This is a genomic window from Klebsiella sp. NPDC088457 (assembly GCF_044900465.1).
Taxonomy (GTDB): Bacteria; Pseudomonadota; Gammaproteobacteria; order Enterobacterales; family Enterobacteriaceae; genus Klebsiella.
This window is the reverse complement of record NZ_JBJDNH010000025.1, coordinates 47,813-71,335: the sequence shown is the minus strand read 5'-3', so window position 1 is coordinate 71,335 and position 23,523 is coordinate 47,813. Positions and strand designations below refer to the sequence as shown.

The window sequence follows — 23,523 nt, the reverse complement described above, 5'->3', positions numbered from 1 at the left end:
AAGAGTCAGGATACGTCATGGATAAACCAGTCATCAGCGCTTTCCCAGGTTTCCTGCAGGATTTCGCTTATCCGGTCTTTATCTTCTTTCAGGCCGCCAATGACGGACAAATTGTTACTGCTGGCAAAGCGCACCGTGACCTGGCTTGGGTTATCCGGGAACTGTTGTTCAATACGCCGCGAGAGTTCGGTGTTTAGCGCTTCTAACGCGCCGCTGGGTAAAGCTGTGGATTTGGCGATAGACACTTCGATGCGCATGATGGCCCCCTGTGTAGTATACTGGTTATTTATACAGTATCAAATCTCTGTTTACAACAGGGGGCAACGCTTTTATTTTTTCATGGTCCAGCGCAGGGTTTCGCCGGCGAGGAACGGCACCAGAGTATCGTCCGGCAGCGCGATGCTGTCAGCCACGGTACTCTCTTCCCGCACCAGCTCAACGAAGGTCTCATTAACCGGCAGGCCGTAGAAGCGCGGGCCATTCAGCGAACAGAATGCTTCGAAGTGCTGCAGGGCATTCATCTCTTCAAACACCGTGGCGTAGCTGCCCAGCGCGGTTGGGGCGTTAAAGCAACCGGCGCATCCGCAGCTGGCTTCTTTACGATGACGGGCGTGCGGCGCGGAGTCGGTGCCAAGGAATGCGCGGGTAAAGCCGCTGGCGACCAGCTCACGCAGCGCCTGCTGGTGGATATTACGTTTCAGAATCGGCAGGCAATAGAGATGCGGACGTACGCCGCCAACCAGCATGTGGTTGCGGTTGAACATCAGGTGCTGCGGGGTAATGGTCGCGGCCAGCAGCTCATTGCCGTCACGGACGTACTCGGCGGCATCTTTGGTAGTGATATGTTCAAACACCACCTTCAGACCCGGTAAACGCTGACGCAGGGGTTCCATCACCGTTTCAATAAAGCGCGCTTCGCGGTCGAAGATATCGATATCCGCATGGGTCACTTCGCCGTGAACCAGCAGCGGCATCCCCAGTTTTTCCATCCGCTCAAGCACCGGCATAATGGTATCAACGCTGGTGACACCGTGGCTGGAGTTGGTGGTGGCATTGGCGGGATAGAGTTTTGCTGCCGTGAATACGCCGGCCTGGAATCCACGTTCCAGCTCCGCGGGATCGAGCGTATCGGTCAGGTAGCAGGTCATCAGCGGGGTAAAGTCATGCCCGGCGGGGACGGCATCGAGGATACGCTGGCGATAGGCGATGGCGGCGTCAACGGTGGTGACAGGTGGCACCAGATTCGGCATCACGATCGCCCGGCCATAGAACTCACTGGTGTAAGGGACGACGGTTTTCAGCATCTCGTCATCGCGCAGATGGATATGCCAGTCGTCAGGGCGGCGGATTTTCAATACCTGGGATTGTGCTGTCATGGAAGGCTCCGGCTAATAGGGTCAGTCATCAGGGCTGTTTTTGCCGGGCACTAAGGATAAGCGTAAACGTTTTCCTTTGCATCAACTTCCGTAAAAAAACGGGCGCCGCAGCGCCCGGGCTCTTAATTGGTGAACGGGATAATGATTTCTCCCGGTTTCACCTCAATACCTTTCGCATATTTTTTCGCCAGCGCCTCGCCGGTGCTGGCATCTTCACGCAGCACGTAGGCCGGCTGCTGGTTGAAGTAGCTGCGCAGGGACTGATTCAGATACGGGATCAGCGTCTGCACGACGGACTGCAGCTTTTCAGGCGCCACTTTCGCATCGACCACTTCCATCTCCTGCAGGAAGATGGCGCCTTTCTCTTTATTAAACACCGGCAGCGCCTTGAGCTTCAGATCAATGGTGGCCTTCTGGTTGCCGAATAACGAGTTCAGATCCAGATTGGCGATGCCGCTCAGCGTCACCTTGTTCGGCTCTTCCCGGCCAATAGCGCTGGTCAGATTGTGTAACTCAATATGTGCATCCGCTACGCCCGGCAGGCCGATGTCCTTGGCGAAGTGGTTACGTTTCTGCAGCGCCTGGTTAATTTCCTGCTCGCTAACGGAATATTGCGTTAGCTGGTTACAGCCGCTCAACAGGCCGCTGACGATCAGCGCGGCCACGATAAACATCTTTTTCATTGGGTTCCTTAACGGTCATGCCATGGGCTCATCCTGACATAAAGCAGCATGGCCTGCCAGCGTTGGGCGTGCCAGCGGAAAATGCTGAAAATGCGTCTGACCCCGAAGGTAAAGTCAGGTACGCGATTCGAGCATCCCGGAGGTCGATCGCTTCTGACTAAATTGCCACCACAGGGCGATAAAGGTGATCAGGCCGATAATGCTCAGCATCAACCACGGCAGCTCCGGCTGGTTCACCGCTTTACCGGCGTCGAACAACCAGCCGCCGCCGGCGTAGCCAAACGCCCCGCCAAAGGCCAACCCCAGGCGGCTAAACCCCATGTAGCTGCCGCGGGCACGGGCATCGGCCAGCGATGCGCCAAGGGTTTCACGGGCCGGTTCGGCAATGATAGAACCCATGTAGAAGAGACAAATCAGCGTAAAGAGCTGCTGTAAATTGCTGGTTAAGCCAATGGGCAGCATGGCTAAGGTCATGACCAGCAGGCCGGCCATCAGCCGGTGCTCCAGACGAAAGCGCTGTTCGCTCCAGCGCGCGATGGGATACAGCAGGGTGAGCGAGAGGGTCGCTTCGATGGCATACATCCATTTCACCGCGCTGGGGGAGCCGGCGATGTCGTTGACCATAATCGGCAGCATCAGCATCACCTGAACCGCCAGCATATAATAGCCGGTGAGCGTCAGCACGTAGGTGACAAAGCGCCTGTCGCGCAGCACCCGGCCCAATCCCTCACGGACCGGCGTCTTCACCGTTGACAGTTTCCACGCCGGGAGATACCAGGCGTTGAAGGCGGCGCAGGCGACGAACAGCGCCGCCCCCACGCAGCAGACAAGGCGGAAGTCATATTGCAGCAGCCAGCTGCCGAGCAGCGCGCCGATAACCGCCCCGGCGCTGTCCTGCATCATCAGGATGGAAAAGAAGCGCCCGCGCTGATGCGGACGCACCAGTTTAACCACCAGCGCCGCGCGTGGCGGATCGAATAACGTACCGCCGAGTCCTGAGAGAATACATGAGAGCCACAGTACCCAGGGCTCATGCGCGACGGCCATCGCCGCGAAACCGCCCGCGCGCATTAACATCCCGGTGACGATCATCGGCTTGGCGCCAAAGCGATCGGCCACCGCGCCACCAAAAATGCCCAACCCCTGCTGGACCAGCTGACGCAAGCCGAGGGCAATCCCGACCATCAGCGCCGCCCAGCCCATCTGGTCGACAAAACGAATGGAGATCAGCGGAAAGACAACAAAGAAGCCGAGGACGACCAGCATGTTGTCGACTAACAGGAAATATTTACCCAGGTTCCTTGCCTGCGATACGCGGGACATTTCCCCTCCAGGGAAAAGAAAGAGTTGCCCGGATAGTGTGCGGGGAAGGCACTGACTTTCCCAGCTTCCTTGCGATAATATTTTTTTATCAAAATGCAAGATCGATAGAGTCTATTCATCGAAAAGGGGAGATGGTGCAGAAAATGGTATGTTGCTGTTTTCACACAACCGTTCAGGACAGGTATAGTGAAAGGAGCAGGGTGATAAGTCAGGGGAACAGGAGAAGGGAATGTTTGGCTATCGCAGTAACGTACCCAAGGTGCGTTTGACGACGGACAGGCTGGTGGTTCGGCTGGTTTACGATCGTGACGCCTGGCGTCTGGCCGATTATTACGCGGAGAATAAAGGGTTCTTAAAACCCTGGGAGCCGGTGCGCGACGACAGCCACTGCTACCCCTCCGGCTGGCAGGCGCGTTTGTCGATGATTTCGGAGTTTCACAAGCAGGGCTCGGCGTTCTATTTTGCGCTGCTCGACCCGGAAGAGAAAGAGATTATCGGCGTGGCGAATTTTTCTAACGTGGTACGCGGGTCGTTTCATGCCTGCTATCTCGGCTATTCCATCGGCGAGAAGTGGCAGGGGCAGGGACTGATGTTTGAAGCGCTGACCGCAGCGATTCGTTATATGCAGCGCACGCAGCATATCCATCGCATAATGGCCAACTACATGCCGCATAATCAGCGTAGCGGCGATTTACTGGCGCGTCTTGGTTTTGAAAAAGAGGGTTACGCCAAAGATTATCTGCTGATCGATGGGCAGTGGCGCGACCATGTACTGACGGCGTTGACGACAGCGGACTGGACTCCGGGTCGCTAAGGAGAAAGCATGAAATATCAGTTAACCGCACATGAAGCGCGGGTCATTGGCTGTTTGCTGGAAAAGCAGATCACCACGCAGGAACAGTACCCATTGTCGGTTAATGCGGTGGTCACCGCCTGTAATCAGAAAACCAACCGTGAACCGGTAATGTCGCTGAGCGAAAGCGATGTTCAGGAGGTTCTCGACACGCTGGTCAAACGCCATTATCTGCGCACGGTCAGCGGGTTTGGCAACCGGGTCACCAAATACGAGCAGCGCTTTTGTAATTCCGAGTTCGGCGATCTGAAGCTGACCCCGGCGGAGGTGGCGGTGGTCGCCACGCTGCTGCTGCGCGGCGCGCAGACGCCGGGCGAGCTGCGCAGCCGCGCCCAGCGAATGCATGAATTTAGCGATATGGCTGAAGTCGAGAACGTGCTCGACACGCTGGCCAGCCGTGATGACGGCCCGTTCGTCGCCCGCCTGCCGCGCGAGCCGGGGAAACGCGAGTCCCGCTATATGCATCTGTTCTGCGACGATATGGATTCGCTTATCACCGCCGTTGAGGCCGTGTCGCCGCCTACCGATGACCTTCAGAGCCGTGTTGAGGCGCTGGAAGATGAAGTGGCGGAGCTTAAAACGCGGCTGGATTCACTGCTGGCTCACCTGGGAGATTAACCGTGACGGCGACATTACGCGTGGGAGTGGTAGGGCTGGGGGGGATCGCCCAGAAGGCCTGGCTACCGGTGCTGGGGGCGGCGGACGGCTGGACGCTGCAGGCGGCCTGGTCGCCGGGTAAAGAGAAGGCGCTACGGATCTGCGACACCTGGCGTATCCCCTATGCCGGGTCGCTGGATCGGCTGGCGGCACAGTGTGATGCGGTCTTTGTACACACTTCGACGGCCTCGCATTTTGAGGTGGTCAGCCGCTTGCTGAACGCCGGCGTGCATGTCTGCGTCGATAAACCGCTGGCCGACAAACTCAATGAGGCGGAGTCGTTAGTCGAGCTGGCGGCCCGGCGCAAGCTGACGCTGATGGTGGGCTTCAACCGCCGCTTTGCCCCGCTGTACCGCGAGCTCAAAGCGCAGCTGGAGCGTGCCGCGTCACTACGCATGGATAAACACCGCAGCGACAGCGTGGGCCACGATCTGCGCTTTACCCTGCTGGATGATTATCTGCACGTGGTGGATACCGCCCTGTGGCTGGCGGGAGGAAAAGCCCGCCTGAGCGGCGGGACGCTGCAGACCACCGCCCAGGGGGAGATGCTCTATGCTGAACATCATTTCAGCACCCCGCAGCTGGAGATCACCACCAGTATGCACCGCCGCGCCGGTAGTCAGCGCGAATGGGTGCAGGCGATTACCGACGGCGGGCTGTATGAGGTCCGGGATATGCGTGAGTGGCAGGAAGAGCGCGGTCAGGGCGTGGTACAGCGGCCGGTGCCCGGCTGGCAAACCACGCTGGAGCAACGAGGGTTTGTCGGCTGCGCGCGTCATTTTATTGAATGCGTGCAAAATCAGACGGTTCCCGAAACGGCTGGCGAACAGGCGCTGCTGGCCCAGCGCATCGTTGATAAACTGTGGCGCGAGGCCATCAGTGAATAATTCGTTGTAACATCTGGGAGTAGTAATTCATTACGAACCCGGTAGACTATCGCCACTTTCCAGCGCCCGCTATCGCGGGCGTTTTACTTCAGGGTTGTGGAATAACACGTTAATGAACCTATTAAAATCACTGGCGGCTGTCAGTTCGATGACCATGTTTTCACGCGTTCTGGGGTTTGCGCGTGATGCTATCGTTGCCCGCATTTTTGGTGCCGGGATGGCGACGGATGCCTTTTTCGTGGCTTTCAAATTACCGAATTTGCTGCGACGCATTTTCGCCGAAGGCGCCTTCTCGCAGGCCTTCGTGCCGATTCTTGCCGAATATAAAAGTAAGCAGGGCGAGGATGCGACCCGCGTCTTCGTGGCCTATGTCTCGGGTCTGCTGACGCTGGTTCTGGCGGTTGTCACGGTCCTCGGGATGCTGGCAGCGCCCTGGGTTATCACCGTGACCGCTCCAGGGTTCGTCGATAGCCCGGATAAATTTACGCTGACCACCCAGCTCCTGCGGATCACTTTTCCTTATATTCTGCTGATTTCTCTGGCATCGTTGGCCGGGGCAATTCTCAATACCTGGAACCGTTTTTCCGTTCCCGCCTTCGCGCCGACCTTCCTCAACGTCAGTATGATCGGCTTTGCGCTGTTTGCCGCGCCGTACTTTCATCCGCCGATGCTGGCGATGGCGTGGGCCGTTACCGTCGGCGGCGTGCTCCAGCTGGCCTATCAGCTGCCGCATCTGAAAAAAATCGGCATGCTGGTGCTGCCGCGCATCAACCTGAAAGATGCCGGCGCGATGCGGGTGGTCAAACAGATGGGGCCGGCGATCCTCGGCGTTTCCGTCAGCCAGATCTCCTTGATCATCAACACTATCTTCGCCTCATTTCTGGTTTCTGGTTCGGTATCGTGGATGTACTACGCGGATCGCCTGATGGAGTTTCCGTCCGGCGTGCTGGGGGTGGCGCTGGGGACGATTCTGCTGCCCTCGCTGTCCAAAAGCTTCGCCAGCGGTAACCATGACGAATATTGCCGCCTGATGGACTGGGGTCTGCGCCTGTGCTTTCTGCTGGCGTTGCCGAGCGCAGTGGCGCTGGGGATCCTCGCCAAACCGCTGACCGTCGCCCTGTTCCAGTACGGGAAGTTCAGCGCCTTCGATGCCGCCATGACCCAGCGGGCGCTGGTGGCTTACTCGGTCGGGCTGATGGGGCTGATCGTGGTGAAGGTGCTGGCGCCGGGTTTCTACTCGCGTCAGGACATTAAAACGCCGGTTAAAATCGCTATCATTACCCTGATTATGACCCAGGTGATGAACCTGATCTTTATCGGTCCGCTCAAACATGCCGGCCTGTCGCTGTCCATCGGTCTGGCGGCCTGTCTCAACGCCGGTTTACTGTACTGGCAGCTGCGTAAGCAAAAAATCTTTACCCCGCAGCCCGGCTGGTTCTCGTTCCTGCTGCGTCTGGTGATCGCGGTGCTGGTGATGTCTGCTGCGCTGCTGGGCATGATGTATATCATGCCGGAATGGTCGCAAGGCACCATGCTGTTCCGCCTTGTGCGGCTGATGGCGGTCGTGGGCGTAGGGGTCGTGGCCTATTTCGCCACTCTGCTGCTGCTGGGCTTCCGGGTGAAAGAGTTCGCCCGACGTACCGTCTGAGGACGGGACGCCGGACTGAAAGAGACCCGTTCCGCTCTGCGGAGCGGGGTTTTTATCGGGTTGCGCGCTGGGCAGACTGCAGGCGCGCGCTTTCCCGCAGGCGAATCGCAAGGGCGATGGCGCCGGCAACCACGGCCAGGATCACCACGCCGTTCCAGCCGGCCGCAACATACAGCCTGCTGCCGAGCACGGAACCGAGCGACATTCCGATAAATACCCCGGTGAACAGCAGCGCGTTCAGGCGGCCGCGGGCCTGGGGCTCCAGGCCATATACCAGGTTCTGATGGGCCACCAGGCTGGACTGCAGACCAAGATCGAAGCCGATGGCCGAGAGGCCAATCAGGATCAGCTGGCCGTGCGGCGGCAGGGCTGGCATCAGCAACATCAGAGCGAAGGAGACCGTCACCAGCGCCGCACCTAACTGGGTAACTTTTCCGGCGCCGTATTTGTCGGCCAGCCCGCCGGCCAGCGGCGCTGCCAGCGCGCCGGCCGCGCCGGCGATACCGAATCCACCGGCAACGGCGCTGCCCATCTGATAGTGGGCGAGCAGCATCACCGCCAGCGTTGACCAGAAGGCGCTGAAGGCAATGGATAAAAAGCCCTGCGCCAGCGCCGCCCGGCGCAGCGCAGGGTAGCGTTTCCAGAGCTGCACCATGGATTTCATCAGCTGCGGGTAGCTTAACGTTGAATGAATTTCAAAGCGAGGCAGGATGCGCCACATCAGCAGGCCAATTAACGCAATACTGACCGCCGCCGCCTGATACATCACCCGCCAGCCGAACAGCGCGCCGACGAGGCCGCTGACCGTTCTGGAGAGCAGAATTCCCAGCAGCAGCCCGGTCATCACCGTCCCGACCATTTTCCCTTGTTTTCCCGCCGGCGCCAGAATCGCCGCCGCCGGCACGATATCCTGCGCCATGGTTGCCGCCATGCCGATCAGCAGGCTGACAACCAGCAGCGAAGTGAGCTGTCCGGTCAGGCTACACAGCAGCAGCAGGACTGCCAGCGCCGCGCTTTTCAGTAAGATCAGCATCCGGCGATCGTGGCGGTCGCCAAGCGGCAGCAGAAACAAGATGCCCAGCGCGTAGCCTGCCTGGGTCAGGGTAGGGACTAATCCCATCCCTTCCACGCTGAGGTGCAGGTTGGCGCCCATCAGCGGCAGCAGGGGCTGGGCATAATAAATAGAGGCGACGCTAAAGCCAGCGCCGAGAGCGAGTATAAAAATAATCCAGCCGGCCTGGCGGGTGGATAAAGGCGTCGGTGTCATGATGCAGTCCTCGAAGATGAGATGGCGCTATTCTTTCCCGATTACGGCTGGCGCGGTAGATAGCGCGGTGGTAAAACGGTTATACGTAATACGTATAGAGACAAGGATAATGAAGAGGCAGGAGCGTATAGATCGTATTGAACTGATGCGGACCTTTATTCGAATCGTTGAGGCCGGTTCGCTTTCTGCCGCCGCGCTACAGCTGAATACCACCCAGGCGACGGTGAGCCGACGCCTGCAGTCGCTGGAAAGATTGCTCGGCGCAAAGTTAATTTTGCGCACCACCCATGCCATGAAACTGACCGACGACGGCGAGCGCTGCTATCAGCACGCGCGCCAGGTGGTGGATGCGTGGATGGCGCTGGAGGACGATCTGAGTATCGCCGACGACCGTCCGGTCGGCGTCTTACGGGTGCGCGCCCCGCACGCGTTTGGCCAGCAGCAGCTGCTCGATCCGCTGGTCAGTTTCCTGCAGCGCTATCCGCAGCTGGCGGTGGAGTGGATGCTGAATGACAAAACCGTCGACTTCCTCAGTGACAATATCGATTGCGCTATTCGGGTCGGCGCCGAGGTCGATCCGGCGACGGTGTCCGTGCTGCTGGCCGAGGTGCCGCGCAGTCTGGTGGCGGCGCCGGCATTGCTTTCGCGCTACCCGGCGTTAGCCATGCCCGAGGATCTGTCACGCCTGCCGTGGGTGGCGATCAGCACCTTCTATCAGCATGAGGTGAAGCTGCAACGCCAGCAAGATAACCGGGAATTAACGTTCGGTATTGTGCCGTGCCTGAGCACCGATAGCGTTTATGTGGCCCGCAATACGGCGCTGGCGGGGCTGGGGGTGGCTATCGTATCAAGCTGGGCGGTAGCGGAAGATATTGCCGCCGGGCGGTTGATTGAGCTGTTTCCATCGTGGCGAGCATCTGCGCTGCCGGTGCATCTGGTCTATCCGTGGGCGCGGTATTATCCCACCCGTTTGCGAAAGTTCCTCGACCTGATGCGCGAGGTGATGCCGCAGGTGGCCGGGATGCAGCGGCCGGAAGGGGAATAAAAAAACCGGCCAGAGGCCGGTTTTTTTATGACGCGTCGCGCTTACTCGAGAGGCTGCGGACGGGTAGGTTCCGCGGTGGCCTGATGCGTAGCGCTGTGGCCGCCGGCAGCGCCTTTACCATCAAAGGCGAAGGCCGGGCGAACCCAATCGCTATGACGCGGTGCTTCTGGCTCATAGGCCGGAGCCGGCGCACGGGTCATCGGCGCGGTGGCATGGCGGTGAGACACGATAACGGTCTCTGCAACCGTTGCCGTGGCGACAACCGGCGCAGTTTCAACAACCGGTGCAGTTTCAACTACTGGCGCAGTTTCCACTACCGGCGAGGCTTCAACAACTGGGGTTGTTTCCACCACCGGCGCTGCTGCAACCACTGGGGTTGTTTCCACCACCGGCGCTGCTGCAACCACTGGCGTTGGCTCGACAGCCTGCGGCGCCGAAGTCTCTTGCGCTTCAACCGCTGGCGTTTCGTCCTGCACAACAACGTTGTTTTCAGCTGTGGCTGCGCTCTCGGCGATGGCCGTTTCCGGCTCCGCTGCGGCTGACGGTTCAACTACGCTTTCAGCCGCTACAACGGTTTCTTCAGCGATAACGTCTGCTTCACTGGCCGCCGGCTGTGCCGGTTCGGCGGTAGCAGGAGCCGCTTCGCTGACCGCAGGTGCGGTAGCTTCCGCAATGACGGGTTCCACCGCGACAACCGACGCAACGATCGGCTCGACGGTTTCGGCAACGGATGCCTGAACCTGCTGCTCTTCCTGCTGATCCTGCGGACGAACCACCGGGTAACGGATCCACACTTTACCGGACGCCATTTCCGGCGACGCGCAGGCGACGGCCAGCGGCATCGGTGACTGGGTCGGGTAACGCTCATCGCGGTAGCGACGACGACGCTGGCCGCTCACGCGCAGATGGCGCGGTGAACGACGGGAGCGACGCGGCATACCGTTGGCTTCACGAGACTCGCTGCTGTCGTCATGATCGGCAGCGGTTTCAACAACCGCAGGCAGGTCGACTTTTGCCAGCTCGGTACGCGGAGCCACAGCGTCTGGCTGAGCGACGGCGACGGTTTCCACCACCTGTTCAGTCGTTTCGACCGCGGCAGACGCGACGCGCACCTTCTGGGCGAGCTGACGCGGCTTACGACGCGCCATGGTCTGCACGCGCTCTTCCTGCTCGGTTTCCTGCTGGACAACCGGCTCCTCGCGAGTTTGTGCTTTTGCTTCCTGCGGCGCCTGACGCTTCTCGTCGTTACGACGACGGTTACGTTCGCGACGCGGCTGCTGTTCGTCGCGCGCCTTGCCTTTCTCGGCATCATCGACCGCGGTCTGGCGAGATTCACGCGGCTCGACGTTCTGCTGCTGTTTCTCGCGGCGGTTACGGCGGTTCTCCTCGCGAGATTCACGAGACTCACGGCCTTCACCATTTTCAGCACGGCTGTCGCGGTTATCACGATTATCGCGGCCTTCGCGATTATCACGACGATCGTTGCGATCGCGACGATTGTTAGCCCGCGGTTTACGCCGTTCTTGCTGGCGTTCCGGTTTCTCTTCGGCTTTTTTCTCTACCTGAGGTTCGGCCGGTTTCGCCTCTTCTGCGCCGGAGAAGATAGCTTTCAGCGCGCCAAAGAAGCGAGAGAGCAGGCCCGGCTGCGCCGGTGCGGTAGCCGCAGGAGCCGCTGCCGTTTTCGCAACCGCAGGCGCCACGACAGGCGCTTCCTGCGCAGGCGCAGGCGGCACGTCCGGCATCACAAAGGTGGCCAGGGCCGGCTGCTCAGGGCGTTTACGCTCGGCGGGTTCTTCGTCAGCCGGCAGCGCCATCTCTTCTTCGTGCAGTTTCGGCAGCAGATAGCTCAGGGTTGAGGTCTCTTCGCCTTTGCGTACGCGCAGAACAGAGTAATGCGGCGTTTCCATCTGATCGTTCGGCACGATGATCACGCGCACGTCGCCCTGACGGGTTTCGATAGCGCTCACCGCCGCGCGTTTTTCGTTCAACAGGTAGGAAGCAATCGGCACGGGTACGATAGCGTGAACTTCCTGGGTGTTCTCTTTCAGCGCTTCTTCTTCAATCAGACGCAGGATAGAGAGCGACAGGGATTCGTTATCGCGCACGGTGCCGGTACCGCTACAGCGCGGGCAGACGTGATGACTGGATTCGCCCAGCGACGGGCTCAGACGCTGACGCGACATTTCGAGCAGACCAAAGCGGGAAATGTGGCTGATCTGAATACGCGCGCGGTCCTGACGGACGGCTTCGCGCAGGCGGTTTTCAACCGCACGCTGGTGACGGACCGGCGTCATGTCGATGAAGTCGATGACGATCAGACCGCCGAGGTCGCGCAGACGCAGCTGACGGGCAATCTCATCGGCCGCTTCGAGGTTGGTATTGAACGCCGTTTCTTCGATATCGCCGCCGCGGGTGGCGCGAGCGGAGTTGATGTCGATTGCGGTCAACGCTTCGGTGCTATCGATAACGATAGAACCGCCGGACGGCAGGCGAACTTCACGCTGGAAGGCGGACTCGATCTGTGACTCGATCTGATAGTGGCTGAACAGCGGGATTTCACCGGTGTACAATTTAATTTTGCTGCTGAAGTCCGGACGCCCCAGGGCGGCAATGTGCTGGCGAGCCAGCTCAAGCACTTTTGGGTTATCGATAAGGATTTCACCGATATCCTGACGCAGGTAGTCACGGAAAGCGCGCACGATGACGTTACTTTCCTGATGGATCAGGAACGGCGCCGGGCGGCTTTCAGCAGCTTTCTGGATCGCTTCCCAGTGCTTCAGACGGAAGCTCAGGTCCCACTGCAGCGCTTCGGCCGATTTGCCGACGCCTGCGGTACGCACGATAAGCCCCATGCCGTCAGGCAGCTCAAGGCTGGCCAGCGCTTCTTTCAGTTCGGTGCGGTCGTCACCCTCGATACGGCGTGAAATACCGCCTGCGCGTGGGTTATTCGGCATCAGCACCAGATAGCTACCCGCGAGGCTGATAAAGGTGGTGAGCGCGGCGCCTTTGTTGCCACGTTCTTCTTTATCAATCTGCACAATGACTTCCTGGCCTTCACGCAGCACATCCTTAATATTCGGACGACCATGGGAGTTGTAATTGGCAGGGAAGTATTCGCGGGCGATTTCTTTGAGGGGGAGGAAACCATGACGCTCGGCGCCGTAATCAACAAACGCGGCTTCAAGGCTAGGTTCAATACGGGTAATTTTGCCTTTGTAGATGTTCGCTTTTTTCTGTTCGTGCCCGGGGCTTTCGATATCCAGGTCGTACAGGCGCTGCCCATCAACAAGGGCGACGCGCAACTCTTCCTGCTGAGTTGCGTTGATTAACATTCTTTTCATCGTAACTTACTCATTATTCTTACATTGACGACTAAGCTGCGGGCAGAGTATTGCCTTACCGGGGAAAACCGATGGCCTCGTGTCTGTTTCACGTCGCCAACCTCACGGTTGTCGCGCGCTTAAGAGGCGCAGAGTGTCGGTCGCCTGTATTTCAAACGGAAACACAGCGCAATTAGCAGGGGAACAGCCTGGGATGTATCACCAGAGAAGATTCCATTTATACACGCCATTTTTCAGGTTGCTTCTGCGTTGGCTACGCTCGTTCACCCCTGTCACTGACTACTGCCAGCTCCGGGGATTCTCTCTTTCGCCGCCTTGACGCATCCTGAATAATTTTGCGTATATCTCGTCGTCTTTCACATTGCAGGCGTGGTGGCTTAACCTGCTCACCTCAATCAGCGGACTGAGAAGAGCACCCGGGAATACCCGGAGTCGACGCCTTCCTGCGACGTGAAATCCATAGAGGCCTGTACCGGTAAGGACTGCAACCCGCAGCCCGCTAACTGTCTGAAAGATCAATACGTCTTACGCCATTGCTGCGTGGATGATCGGTCAGACAAAATTGGTCATTCCGCTAATTTCTTGTTCTAACAAGATTCAACACGGAAAACGGCATCATTATTCCATTGCTAACCTTGTTATAGCAAGTTGACTTTTACCTTTTATCACCCGGTTACTCACAGTTTTTTCACCAACGCATACAGATTGTTCTAATAACAAACAAAACGACGATGAAGCATTCGATGAAAACCGGATAATGATAAATATAAGCATATAAAAATGAGTGGCGCTAATGCGTCGGGCTATTTAGAATCGCGCACCATGAAAACTGAGACTCCCACCGTAAAAATGGTTGCCATTACCGCCGATGAAGCGGGGCAACGCATCGATAACTTTTTGCGTACGCAGCTGAAGGGCGTACCGAAGAGCATGATTTATCGCATCCTGCGTAAAGGCGAGGTGCGGGTAAATAAAAAACGCGTCAAGCCGGAATACAAACTGGAGGCGGGTGACGAGGTTCGTATCCCGCCGGTTCGGGTTGCGGAACGCGAAGAGGAGGCCGTCTCCCCGCATCTGCAGAAGGTCGCGGCGCTGGCGGATGTGATTCTGTATGAAGACGACCATATTCTGGTGCTGAATAAGCCCTCCGGCACCGCGGTGCACGGCGGCAGCGGCCTGAGCTTTGGCGTTATTGAAGGTCTGCGCGCGCTGCGCCCGGAAGCGCGCTTCCTTGAGCTGGTGCACCGCCTGGACCGTGATACCTCTGGCGTACTGCTGGTGGCGAAGAAGCGTTCCGCGCTGCGCTCGCTGCATGAGCAACTGCGTGAGAAGGGGATGCAAAAGGATTACCTGGCGCTGGTGCGCGGTCAGTGGCAGTCGCACACGAAAGTGGTGCAGGCGCCGCTGCTGAAAAATATCCTGCAAAGCGGCGAGCGGATCGTTCGCGTCAGTCAGGAAGGGAAACCGTCAGAGACCCGTTTTAAGGTAGAAGAGCGCTATCCGCATGCGACGCTGGTGCGCTGTAGCCCGGTTACCGGGCGTACCCATCAGATCCGCGTCCATACGCAACATGCCGGCCATCCGATCGCCTTTGACGATCGCTACGGCGATCGTGAATTCGACAAACAGCTGGCGGGCACCGGCCTGAATCGCCTGTTCCTGCATGCTGCCGCGCTGAAGTTCACTCATCCCGGTACCGGAGAGGTGATGCGCGTTGAAGCGCCGCTCGACAACCAGCTGAAGCGCTGCCTGCAGGTTTTGCGCAATACGAAGTAACCTCCACGGCGGACGTTATGTCCGCCGCTGCCTCTCAACGCGTCGCTTCGCTGAGGCGTAGCGCGACGCTTTTCTCTTTGATGGGTAAATTGACCAGCGCGGCGAGCAGCGCCAGCGCGATATCCAGATACCATACCCAATCAAGATTGCCGTTGCGCGCCATCGCCAGGCCGCCGAGCCAGGCGCCAAAGAAAGCGCCAATCTGGTGGCTGAACAACGTGAAGCCAAACAGCGTGGCCAGGTAGCGGGTGCCGAACAGCTTGCCGACAATACCGGCCGTCGGCGGCACGGTGGCGAGCCAGGTAAAGCCGATGGCGGCAGCGAAGAGATAGAAATCGAGTTCGCTTTTGTCGGAAGCCAGGAACAGGCCAATCAGCACCGCCCGCGAGGCATAGAGCACGGCAAGGATATATTTCATGCGATAGCGTTTGCCGAGCAAGCCGGCGAAGATGCTGCCTGCGATATTGCATAAGCCTATCAGCGACAGGCTGGCGGCGGAAACCGAGGCTTCGTGACCGCATAACGTGACCTCACCCGGCAGGTGGGTAGTTAAAAAGGCGACATGGAAACCGCAGGTAAGAAAGCCGATATGTAATAACAGGTAGCTGGGATTGCGGAACGCGGCATGAATCTGCTGCTTCAGTCCCGGTTCGGCTTCAGCGTGGGCTCTGGGCGCCGGTTTCTGCACGCCATCGCGGCACAGCAGCCAGGAGGGGAAGAGGGTCGCCAGCGCGGCGACGGCGAGAAAAATTAACCCCGAAGCCATACCGCGCAGGCTGACAATGAGCTGTACCAGCGGGGCAAAAATAAACTGCCCCAGCGAGCCCCCGGCGTTAATCAGGCCGCTGGCCATCGATCCTTTATCCGCAGGCAGGCGGCCGGCAACGATGCCAATCAGTACGGAAAAACTGCCTGCCGCCGCCCCCGCCGGACTGAGCAGCCCCTGCGCCAGAGTGAGTGAGGAGAAGGAGGTCGCCCACAGCGTCAGCAGTTGTCCAAACGCTATCAGCAGCGCGCCGATGATCAACACCCCCAGCGCGCCGCGTTTATCGGCCCAGGCGCCGAACAGCGGCTGAAATGCTCCCCACATCAATTGGCCGATCGCCAGCGCCATGCTGACTTCAGCGATATTCATTGTCGTTTCGCCCAGCAGGGGGTGGACAAACAGACCGACGGTCTGGCGGATCCCCATCGTGATGAGCAAGATCAGACTGGCAAGCACAATGGGCAGCCACGGACGGGCAGCAAGTTTTGGTGCGGGTGAGTCCACGGGCCTTATCTATCAGTAGAGAAGAAGTAAAATGAGATTACTGGCTGGCGTGAAAAAAAGCTATGCCGACGACGGGGGCCAGAGCGGGGAGCTCAGGCCCGGGAGAATGCCGTGCTAATACAATAACGGGTTACACCCTTCGCGACGTAGCATCTGGCATAGCGCAATCAGCGGCAGGCCCACCAACGCGTTGGGATCGCGGCCCTCCAGTCGGTCGAATAACGTAATGCCCAACCCTTCGCTCTTAAAACTCCCGGCGCAGTGCAGCGGGTTTTCTTTGCGCACGTAGGCCTCTATTTCCTGCTCGCTTAAATGACGGAAATGCACGTCGAAGGGTTCGCATTCGGTTTGTAAATGCCCGTTTACGGAATTATAGAGCGCCAGTCCGGTGTAAAACGTGACAATCGTGCCGCTGGCCTTTCTTAATTGCAGCCGGGCATTTTCTTCTGTCAACGGCTTACCGGTTATTTCGCCATCAAGAACGCAAACCTGATCGGAGCCAATAATTAAATGATGAGGGTAGATTCCGGCGAGGATTTGCGCCTTCGCCTGCGCCAGGCGTACCACCAGCTGACGGGCAGATTCGCCGGGGTGGGGTGTTTCATCCACATCAGGCGCTGCGCATTCAAAAGGCATGGCCAGTTTTTCCAGCAGCATTCGCCGCCAGGGCGATGTAGACGCCAGGATAAGATCAGACATATTTTTTCATCCACATATAGCGCTTCGAAGAGCATCATTTTAAACTATGGGCCGCAATGTGTGCGAATAAATGGCGAAAGGCAACCTGAGGCTGCCTTTTTCTTTGACTCTATGACATTACAAAGTTAATATGCGCGCCCTATGCAAAAGGTAAAATTACCCCTGACTCTCGATCCGGTCCGCACGGCTCAAAAACGCCTCGATTACGAAGGTATTTATGCCCGTGAACAGGTTGAACGTGTAGCCGATTCTGTAGTCAGCGTGGACAGTGATGTGGAATGCAGCATGTCGTTCGCTATTGATAATCAGCGCCTTGCCGTTATTACCGGCGATGCAAAGGTATCAGTAACCCTCGAATGTCAGCGTTGCGGGAAACCGTTCCCCCATCATGTTCACACCACGTATTGTTTTAGCCCCGTCAGAAATGACGAACAGGCCGAAGCACTACCGGAAGCGTATGAGCCGATTGAGGTTAACGAATTCGGTGAAATCGACCTGCAGGCGCTGGTTGAGGATGAAATCATTCTCGCCCTGCCTGTAGTTCCGGTGCATGATTCTGAACACTGTGAAGTGTCCGACGCGGACATGGTCTTTGGTGAACTGCCTGAAGAGGCACAAAAACCAAACCCATTTGCCGTATTAGCCAGCTTAAAGCATAAGTAATTGAGGAGTAAGGTCCATGGCCGTACAACAGAATAAACCAACCCGTTCCAAACGTGGCATGCGTCGTTCCCATGACGCTCTGACCGCAGTCACCAGCCTGTCTGTAGACAAAACTTCTGGTGAGAAACACCTGCGTCACCACATCACTGCCGACGGTTTCTACCGCGGTCGCAAGGTTATCGTTAAGTAATCACGCACTACTCCATGGATTCCACGTGGCAAGAAGGCGCAAGCGAGAGAATCACCAGCAGCATAGCTATCACTATGCGACTGGGGTGAACAAGCGCAGTCAACATACTTGCCGCGTGAAAGACAAAGAGTAAAAGCGTGATGAAGCTTAGCGAGGATTTCCCCAGGTAACTGGGGAATAACCAAAGCGAGCAGCGACGATACCTTGACACGTCTAACCCTGGCGTTAGATGTCATGGGGGGCGATTTTGGCCCATCCGTGACAGTGCCTGCAGCACTGCAGGCACTGAACTCTAATTCGCAACTCACACTTCTTTTAGTCGGCGATCCCGACACCATCACGCCATTACTTGCCAAAGCTGATTTCGAACAACGTTCGCGTCTGCAGGTTATTCCTGCGCAGTCAGTTATTGCTAGTGATGCGCGGCCCTCGCAGGCGATCCGCAGCAGCCGCGGAAGCTCAATGCGCGTGGCGCTGGAGTTAGTGAAAGAGGGGCGGGCGCAAGCCTGCGTCAGCGCGGGGAATACCGGCGCGCTGATGGGACTGGCGAAATTATTGCTCAAGCCCATTGAGGGGATTGAGCGTCCGGCGCTGGTGACGGTACTTCCGCATCAGCAGAAGGGCAAAACGGTGGTGCTTGATTTAGGCGCCAACGTCGACTGCGATAGCACGATGCTGGTGCAGTTCGCGGTGATGGGAGCGGTACTGGCGGAAGAGGTGCTCGGGATTGAGAATCCTCGCGTCGCGCTGCTGAATATCGGCGAAGAAGAAATGAAAGGCCTCAGCAGCATTCGCGATGCCGCCGCGGTTTTGAAAACGCTGCCGTCCCTTAACTATATAGGCTATCTTGAAGCCAACGAATTATTGACGGGCAAAACCGATGTGCTGGTTTGTGATGGATTCACGGGCAACGTCACATTAAAAACTATGGAAGGTGTTGTCAGAATGTTCCTTTCGCTGCTGAAATCACAGGGTGAGGGCAAAAAACGGTCGTGGTGGCTGCTGTTATTGAAGCGTTGGTTACAAAAAAGCCTCGCCAGGCGATTCAGTCACCTCAACCCCGACCAGTATAATGGCGCCTGTCTGTTAGGATTGCGCGGTTCCGTGATTAAGAGTCACGGTGCTGCCAATCAGCGCGCCTTCAGCGTGGCGATAGAGCAGGCAGTGCAGGCGGTGCAGCGGCAGATTCCTCAGCGGATCGCCGCTCGCCTGGAATCTTTATACCCAGCAGGTTTCGAACTGCCCGCGGGCGACAGAAACGGGAACTCCCGAGCGCAAACCGGGACGAACGAAGAAGAGTGACGCCCCGGCGGTTCCAACAGGCGGGTATATTACCCAAGAGTGACTGAGCGTACATGTATACGAAGATTATTGGTACCGGCAGTTATCTGCCTGAACACGTGCGTACTAACGCCGATCTGGAAAAAATGGTAGATACGTCTGACGAGTGGATTGTCACTCGTACGGGTATCCGTGAGCGTCGTATTGCGGCACCGAATGAAACCGTTGCGACGATGGGGGTTGCCGCGGCAAAAAACGCGCTGGATATGGCGGGTGTTAAACCGGAGCAAATTGGTCTGATTATCGTTGCGACCACCTCGGGTACTCACGCGTTTCCAAGTTCGGCTTGTCAGATTCAGTCTATGCTGGGTATCAATGGCTGCCCGGCTTTTGACGTGGCCGCTGCGTGCGCGGGGTTCACTTACGCACTGAGCATCGCCGACCAATATGTGAAGAACGGCGCGGTAGACTACGCGCTGGTGATTGGCGCTGACGTGCTGGCGCGTACCTGCGATCCGACCGATCGCGGCACGATCATTATTTTTGGCGATGGCGCGGGGGCCGTCGTGCTCGGGGCTTCTGAAGAACCGGGGATTATCTCTACACATCTGCACGCGGATGGCCGCTATGGCGAGCTGTTAACGCTGCCGAACGCCGATCGCGTCGAACCGGAAAACCCGATCTATCTGACGATGGCGGGCAATGAAGTGTTTAAAGTTGCCGTGACCGAGCTGGCGCATATTGTCGATGAGACGCTGGCGGCGAATAATCTGGAGCGCAGCGCGCTGGACTGGCTGGTGCCGCATCAGGCTAACCTGCGCATCATCAGCGCGACGGCGAAGAAACTGGGGATGTCGATGGATAATGTGGTCGTGACGCTTGACCGTCACGGTAACACTTCCGCCGCCTCCGTCCCTTGTGCGCTGGATGAAGCGGTGCGCGATGGCCGCATCCAGCGTGGTCAGCTGATTCTGCTGGAAGCCTTTGGTGGCGGTTTCACCTGGGGTTCCGCGCTGGTTCGTTTTTAGGATAAGGATTTAAACATGACGCAATTTGCTTTTGTGTTCCCGGGACAGGGATCTCAGGCGGTGGGGATGTTGTCTGATATGGCAGCGGCTTATCCGGTTATCGAAGAGACTTTCCGTGAAGCCTCCGCGGCGTTGGGTTACGATCTGTGGGCGCTTGCCCAGCAGGGCCCGGCGGAAGAACTGAATAAAACCTGGCAGACTCAGCCTGCGCTGCTGACCGCTTCCGTGGCGCTGTATCGCGTCTGGCAGCAGCAGGGCGGGAAAGCGCCTGCGCTACTGGCAGGCCATAGCCTGGGGGAATACTCCGCGCTGGTTTGTGCCGGAGTGATCGATTTCGCCGACGCCGTGCGTCTGGTTGAAATGCGTGGCAAATTTATGCAGGAAGCGGTGCCGGAAGGTACCGGCGCCATGTCGGCAATTATCGGCCTTGACGATGCGTCTATTGCTAAAGCCTGTGAGGAGTCCGCTGAAGGTCAGGTGGTTTCTCCGGTTAACTTTAACTCTCCGGGCCAGGTGGTGATCGCCGGTAACAAAGAAGCCGTTGAACGTGCGGGGGCCGCCTGTAAAGCCGCTGGCGCCAAACGTGCGCTGCCGCTGCCGGTTAGCGTCCCGTCCCACTGCGCGCTGATGAAGCCGGCGGCGGAGAAACTGGCTGTTGAGCTGCAGAAAATCACCTTTAACGCGCCGACGATTTCGGTGGTGAACAACGTTGATGTGCAATGTGAAACGGCGCCAGACGCCATTCGCGACGCGCTGATTCGCCAGCTGTTCAGCCCGGTTCAGTGGACCAAAACCGTTGAGTTCATGGCTGCCCAGGGCGTAGAGCACCTGTATGAAGTGGGACCGGGTAAAGTCCTCACCGGTCTGACTAAACGTATTGTTGACACCCTGACCGCTTCTGCGCTTAACGAGCCTGCAGCGCTGTCTGCGGCGCTTGAGCAATAAAAGAGGAATACCATGAGTTTTGAAGGAAAAATCGCGCTGGTTACCGGTGCAAGTCGCGGTATCGGCCGTGCCATCGCTGAAACACTCGTCGCCCGTGGCGCGAAAGTTATCGGTACTGCCACCAGCGAGAGCGGTGCGCAGGCGATTAGCGATTATTTAGGTGCCAATGGTAAAGGTCTGCTGTTGAATGTGACCGATCCAGCATCTATCGAATCTGTTCTGGGAAATATTCGCGCAGAGTTTGGTGAAGTTGATATCCTGGTTAATAATGCCGGTATTACTCGTGATAACCTGTTAATGCGAATGAAAGATGATGAGTGGAACGATATTATCGAAACCAACCTGTCATCAGTTTTCCGTCTGTCAAAAGCAGTAATGCGCGCTATGATGAAAAAGCGTCACGGTCGCATTATTACTATCGGTTCTGTGGTCGGTACCATGGGAAATGCTGGTCAGGCCAACTACGCTGCGGCGAAAGCGGGTCTGATCGGTTTTAGTAAGTCGCTGGCACGTGAAGTCGCGTCCCGCGGTATTACCGTAAACGTTGTTGCTCCGGGCTTTATTGAAACGGACATGACGCGTGCGCTGTCTGAAGATCAGCGTGCGGGTATTCTGGCGCAAGTTCCAGCGGGTCGCCTCGGCGATGCAAAAGAAATCGCCAGTGCGGTTGCGTTCTTAGCTTCTGACGAAGCAGGTTACATCTCTGGTGAAACCCTGCACGTCAACGGCGGAATGTATATGGTCTGACCGAGATTTGCGCAAAACGCTCAGGAACCGCGCAGTCTGTGCGATCCTGAATACGGTTTTGTGCAAAATGATTTGCGTTCTGAGGCCAAACGGCCTCAAAATAGCGTAAAATCGTGGTAAGACCTGCCGGGATTTAGTTGCAAATTTTTCAACATTTTATACACTACGAAAACCATCGCGAAAGCGAGTTTTGATAGGAAATTTAAGAGTATGAGCACTATCGAAGAACGCGTTAAGAAAATTATCGGCGAACAGCTGGGCGTTAAGCAGGAAGAAGTCACCAACAATGCTTCCTTCGTTGAAGACCTGGGCGCTGATTCTCTTGACACCGTTGAGCTGGTAATGGCTCTGGAAGAAGAGTTTGATACTGAGATTCCGGACGAAGAAGCTGAGAAAATCACCACTGTTCAGGCTGCCATTGATTACATCAACGGTCACCAGGCGTAAGTGAACATCTCCAGGCGGTCATTCGACCGCCTGAGTTTTATCTTTTTTTGTCCCACAAGAATCTATTTTCCCTCCCTGGAGGACAACCGTGTCTAAGCGTCGTGTAGTTGTGACCGGACTGGGCATGTTGTCTCCTGTCGGCAATACCGTAGAGTCTACCTGGAAAGCTCTCCTTGCCGGTCAGAGTGGCATCAGCCTGATCGACCATTTCGATACTAGCGCCTATGCAACAAAATTTGCTGGCTTAGTAAAGGATTTTAACTGTGATGACATCATCTCGCGTAAAGAACAGCGCAAGATGGATGCCTTCATTCAATATGGAATTGTCGCTGGCGTTCAGGCCATGCAGGATTCTGGTCTTGAAGTAACGGAAGAGAACGCAACCCGCATCGGCGCCGCTATTGGTTCCGGTATTGGCGGGCTCGGCCTGATCGAGGAAAACCACAGTTCGTTAACGAACGGCGGACCCCGTAAGATTAGCCCGTTCTTTGTACCGTCTACAATTGTTAACATGGTGGCCGGGCATCTGACCATCATGTTTGGTCTGCGTGGACCGAGCATTTCCATCGCGACCGCTTGTACTTCTGGCGTACACAATATTGGTCAGGCTGCGCGTATGATTGCGTATGGCGATGCTGACGCAATGGTGGCCGGCGGTGCGGAAAAGGCCAGTACCCCGCTTGGCGTGGGCGGTTTTGGCGCAGCGCGCGCGCTGTCTACCCGCAACGACAATTCACATGCGGCAAGTCGTCCGTGGGATAAAGATCGCGACGGCTTTGTGCTGGGCGATGGCGCGGGTATGGTGGTGCTGGAAGAGTACGAGCACGCCAAAAAACGCGGCGCGAAAATCTACGCGGAAATCGTCGGCTTTGGTATGAGCAGCGATGCTTATCATATGACGTCTCCTCCGGAGAACGGCGCAGGCGCGGCCCTGGCGATGGTTAACGCCATTCGCGACGCCGGGATTGAACCAGGGCAGATCGCTTACGTCAATGCCCACGGCACTTCGACGCCGGCAGGTGATAAAGCAGAAGCGCAGGCCGTTAAGTCTGTCTTCGGCGATGCCGCCCGTCGTGTGATGGTCAGTTCGACCAAATCAATGACCGGGCACCTGCTGGGCGCCGCCGGGGCGGTAGAGTCTATCTACTCCATCCTGGCGCTGCGCGATGGCGTGGTTCCGCCAACCATCAACCTGGATAATCCGGATGAAGGTTGTGACCTCGACTTCGTGCCGCACGAAGCGCGTCAGGTCTCCGGTATGGAGTACACCTTGTGTAACTCCTTCGGCTTTGGCGGCACCAACGGTTCGCTGATCTTTAAAAGGGTCTAAGCGCGTCAAGCTCGTTACAACGTCATGACTCAGGCCTGCATAAAATGCGGGCCTTCTTTTTTCTTCA

Annotated in this window: 22 protein-coding genes; 14 read left to right on the top strand and 8 right to left on the bottom strand. The window is 57.4% G+C overall.

Features of this window, described 5'->3' with window-relative positions; genetic code table 11:
• Positions 1–5: 5 nt before the first annotated feature.
• The 4 genes from dinI to mdtH all read right to left on the bottom strand — a co-directional run bounded on the left by dinI (position 6) and on the right by mdtH (position 3,382).
• Positions 6–257 carry a DNA damage-inducible protein I gene (gene dinI / locus ACI2JR_RS16995; RefSeq protein WP_462479041.1) on the bottom strand — a complete coding sequence of 84 codons (252 nt, stop codon included), beginning with the start codon at positions 255–257 and terminating at the stop codon, positions 6–8.
• A 72-nt stretch (positions 258–329) separates the two neighbouring features.
• Positions 330–1,376, bottom strand: a complete 1,047-nt coding sequence (gene pyrC, locus ACI2JR_RS16990; RefSeq protein ID WP_132726903.1) for a dihydroorotase — start codon at positions 1,374–1,376, stop codon at positions 330–332.
• A 122-nt stretch (positions 1,377–1,498) separates the two neighbouring features.
• Positions 1,499–2,059, bottom strand: coding sequence for a lipoprotein (locus tag ACI2JR_RS16985; RefSeq protein WP_132726900.1), 561 nt, complete (start codon positions 2,057–2,059; stop codon positions 1,499–1,501).
• 114 nt (positions 2,060–2,173) lie between these two features.
• Positions 2,174–3,382, bottom strand: coding sequence for a multidrug efflux MFS transporter MdtH (gene mdtH, locus ACI2JR_RS16980; RefSeq protein ID WP_132726898.1), 1,209 nt, complete (start codon positions 3,380–3,382; stop codon positions 2,174–2,176).
• Between the two features lie 229 nt (positions 3,383–3,611).
• Here mdtH and rimJ point away from each other — a divergent pair, with 229 nt between their 5' ends.
• The 4 genes from rimJ (at position 3,612) to murJ (ending at position 7,427) form a co-directional block, all read left to right on the top strand.
• A complete protein-coding gene (gene rimJ, locus ACI2JR_RS16975; RefSeq protein WP_132726895.1) occupies positions 3,612–4,196 on the top strand; it encodes a ribosomal protein S5-alanine N-acetyltransferase in 585 nt (194 codons plus the stop codon).
• A 9-nt stretch (positions 4,197–4,205) separates the two neighbouring features.
• Positions 4,206–4,853 (top strand): YceH family protein, encoded by a 648-nt coding sequence (locus ACI2JR_RS16970; RefSeq protein WP_462479040.1) that lies wholly within the window; start codon positions 4,206–4,208, stop codon positions 4,851–4,853.
• A 2-nt stretch (positions 4,854–4,855) separates the two neighbouring features.
• The gene (locus ACI2JR_RS16965; RefSeq protein WP_462479039.1) at positions 4,856–5,779 is read left to right on the top strand and encodes a Gfo/Idh/MocA family protein; all 924 of its coding nucleotides are present in this window, start codon (positions 4,856–4,858) and stop codon (positions 5,777–5,779) included.
• Between the two features lie 112 nt (positions 5,780–5,891).
• Positions 5,892–7,427: a murein biosynthesis integral membrane protein MurJ gene (gene murJ, locus ACI2JR_RS16960; RefSeq protein WP_462479038.1), complete on the top strand. Its 1,536-nt coding sequence runs from the start codon at positions 5,892–5,894 to the stop codon at positions 7,425–7,427.
• A gap of 52 nt (positions 7,428–7,479) precedes the next feature.
• Here murJ and ACI2JR_RS16955 read toward each other — a convergent pair whose 3' ends face one another.
• Positions 7,480–8,694 carry an MFS transporter gene (locus tag ACI2JR_RS16955; RefSeq protein ID WP_462479037.1) on the bottom strand — a complete coding sequence of 405 codons (1,215 nt, stop codon included), beginning with the start codon at positions 8,692–8,694 and terminating at the stop codon, positions 7,480–7,482.
• A 16-nt stretch (positions 8,695–8,710) separates the two neighbouring features.
• On the opposite strand from ACI2JR_RS16955, the gene ACI2JR_RS16950 reads away from it, so the two are divergent.
• The gene (locus tag ACI2JR_RS16950; RefSeq protein WP_207896615.1) at positions 8,711–9,739 is read left to right on the top strand and encodes a LysR family transcriptional regulator; all 1,029 of its coding nucleotides are present in this window, start codon (positions 8,711–8,713) and stop codon (positions 9,737–9,739) included.
• A 41-nt stretch (positions 9,740–9,780) separates the two neighbouring features.
• Here ACI2JR_RS16950 and rne read toward each other — a convergent pair whose 3' ends face one another.
• Positions 9,781–13,080, bottom strand: coding sequence for a ribonuclease E (gene rne, locus ACI2JR_RS16945; protein WP_462479036.1), 3,300 nt, complete (start codon positions 13,078–13,080; stop codon positions 9,781–9,783).
• An 822-nt stretch (positions 13,081–13,902) separates the two neighbouring features.
• Here rne and rluC point away from each other — a divergent pair.
• The gene (gene rluC, locus ACI2JR_RS16940; protein ID WP_132726874.1) at positions 13,903–14,856 is read left to right on the top strand and encodes a 23S rRNA pseudouridine(955/2504/2580) synthase RluC; all 954 of its coding nucleotides are present in this window, start codon (positions 13,903–13,905) and stop codon (positions 14,854–14,856) included.
• 34 nt (positions 14,857–14,890) lie between these two features.
• Here rluC and ACI2JR_RS16935 read toward each other — a convergent pair whose 3' ends face one another.
• A complete protein-coding gene (locus ACI2JR_RS16935) occupies positions 14,891–16,126 on the bottom strand; it encodes an MFS transporter (RefSeq protein ID WP_462479035.1) in 1,236 nt (411 codons plus the stop codon).
• Between the two features lie 114 nt (positions 16,127–16,240).
• On the bottom strand, positions 16,241–16,825 hold the full coding sequence (locus tag ACI2JR_RS16930; RefSeq protein WP_462479034.1) for a Maf family protein: 585 nt from the start codon (positions 16,823–16,825) through the stop codon (positions 16,241–16,243).
• A 141-nt stretch (positions 16,826–16,966) separates the two neighbouring features.
• On the opposite strand from ACI2JR_RS16930, the gene yceD reads away from it, so the two are divergent.
• From yceD to fabF, 8 genes are all read left to right on the top strand, one after another.
• The gene (gene yceD / locus ACI2JR_RS16925; protein WP_132726868.1) at positions 16,967–17,488 is read left to right on the top strand and encodes a 23S rRNA accumulation protein YceD; all 522 of its coding nucleotides are present in this window, start codon (positions 16,967–16,969) and stop codon (positions 17,486–17,488) included.
• Between the two features lie 16 nt (positions 17,489–17,504).
• Entirely contained in the window at positions 17,505–17,678 is a 174-nt protein-coding gene (gene rpmF, locus ACI2JR_RS16920; protein WP_462479033.1) for a 50S ribosomal protein L32, read from the top strand.
• A 204-nt stretch (positions 17,679–17,882) separates the two neighbouring features.
• Positions 17,883–18,980 carry a phosphate acyltransferase PlsX gene (gene plsX, locus ACI2JR_RS16915; protein ID WP_462479032.1) on the top strand — a complete coding sequence of 366 codons (1,098 nt, stop codon included), beginning with the start codon at positions 17,883–17,885 and terminating at the stop codon, positions 18,978–18,980.
• 53 nt (positions 18,981–19,033) lie between these two features.
• The gene (locus tag ACI2JR_RS16910) at positions 19,034–19,987 is read left to right on the top strand and encodes a beta-ketoacyl-ACP synthase III (protein WP_132726862.1); all 954 of its coding nucleotides are present in this window, start codon (positions 19,034–19,036) and stop codon (positions 19,985–19,987) included.
• 15 nt (positions 19,988–20,002) lie between these two features.
• Positions 20,003–20,932 carry an ACP S-malonyltransferase gene (gene fabD / locus ACI2JR_RS16905; RefSeq protein WP_462479031.1) on the top strand — a complete coding sequence of 310 codons (930 nt, stop codon included), beginning with the start codon at positions 20,003–20,005 and terminating at the stop codon, positions 20,930–20,932.
• A 12-nt stretch (positions 20,933–20,944) separates the two neighbouring features.
• Positions 20,945–21,679 (top strand): 3-oxoacyl-ACP reductase FabG, encoded by a 735-nt coding sequence (fabG, locus tag ACI2JR_RS16900; protein WP_132726856.1) that lies wholly within the window; start codon positions 20,945–20,947, stop codon positions 21,677–21,679.
• A 210-nt stretch (positions 21,680–21,889) separates the two neighbouring features.
• Positions 21,890–22,126 (top strand): acyl carrier protein, encoded by a 237-nt coding sequence (gene acpP, locus ACI2JR_RS16895; RefSeq protein WP_000103754.1) that lies wholly within the window; start codon positions 21,890–21,892, stop codon positions 22,124–22,126.
• Positions 22,127–22,214: 88 nt separating this feature from the next.
• Positions 22,215–23,456, top strand: a complete 1,242-nt coding sequence (fabF, locus tag ACI2JR_RS16890) for a beta-ketoacyl-ACP synthase II (protein ID WP_462479030.1) — start codon at positions 22,215–22,217, stop codon at positions 23,454–23,456.
• The last annotated feature ends 67 nt before the right edge of the window (positions 23,457–23,523 follow it).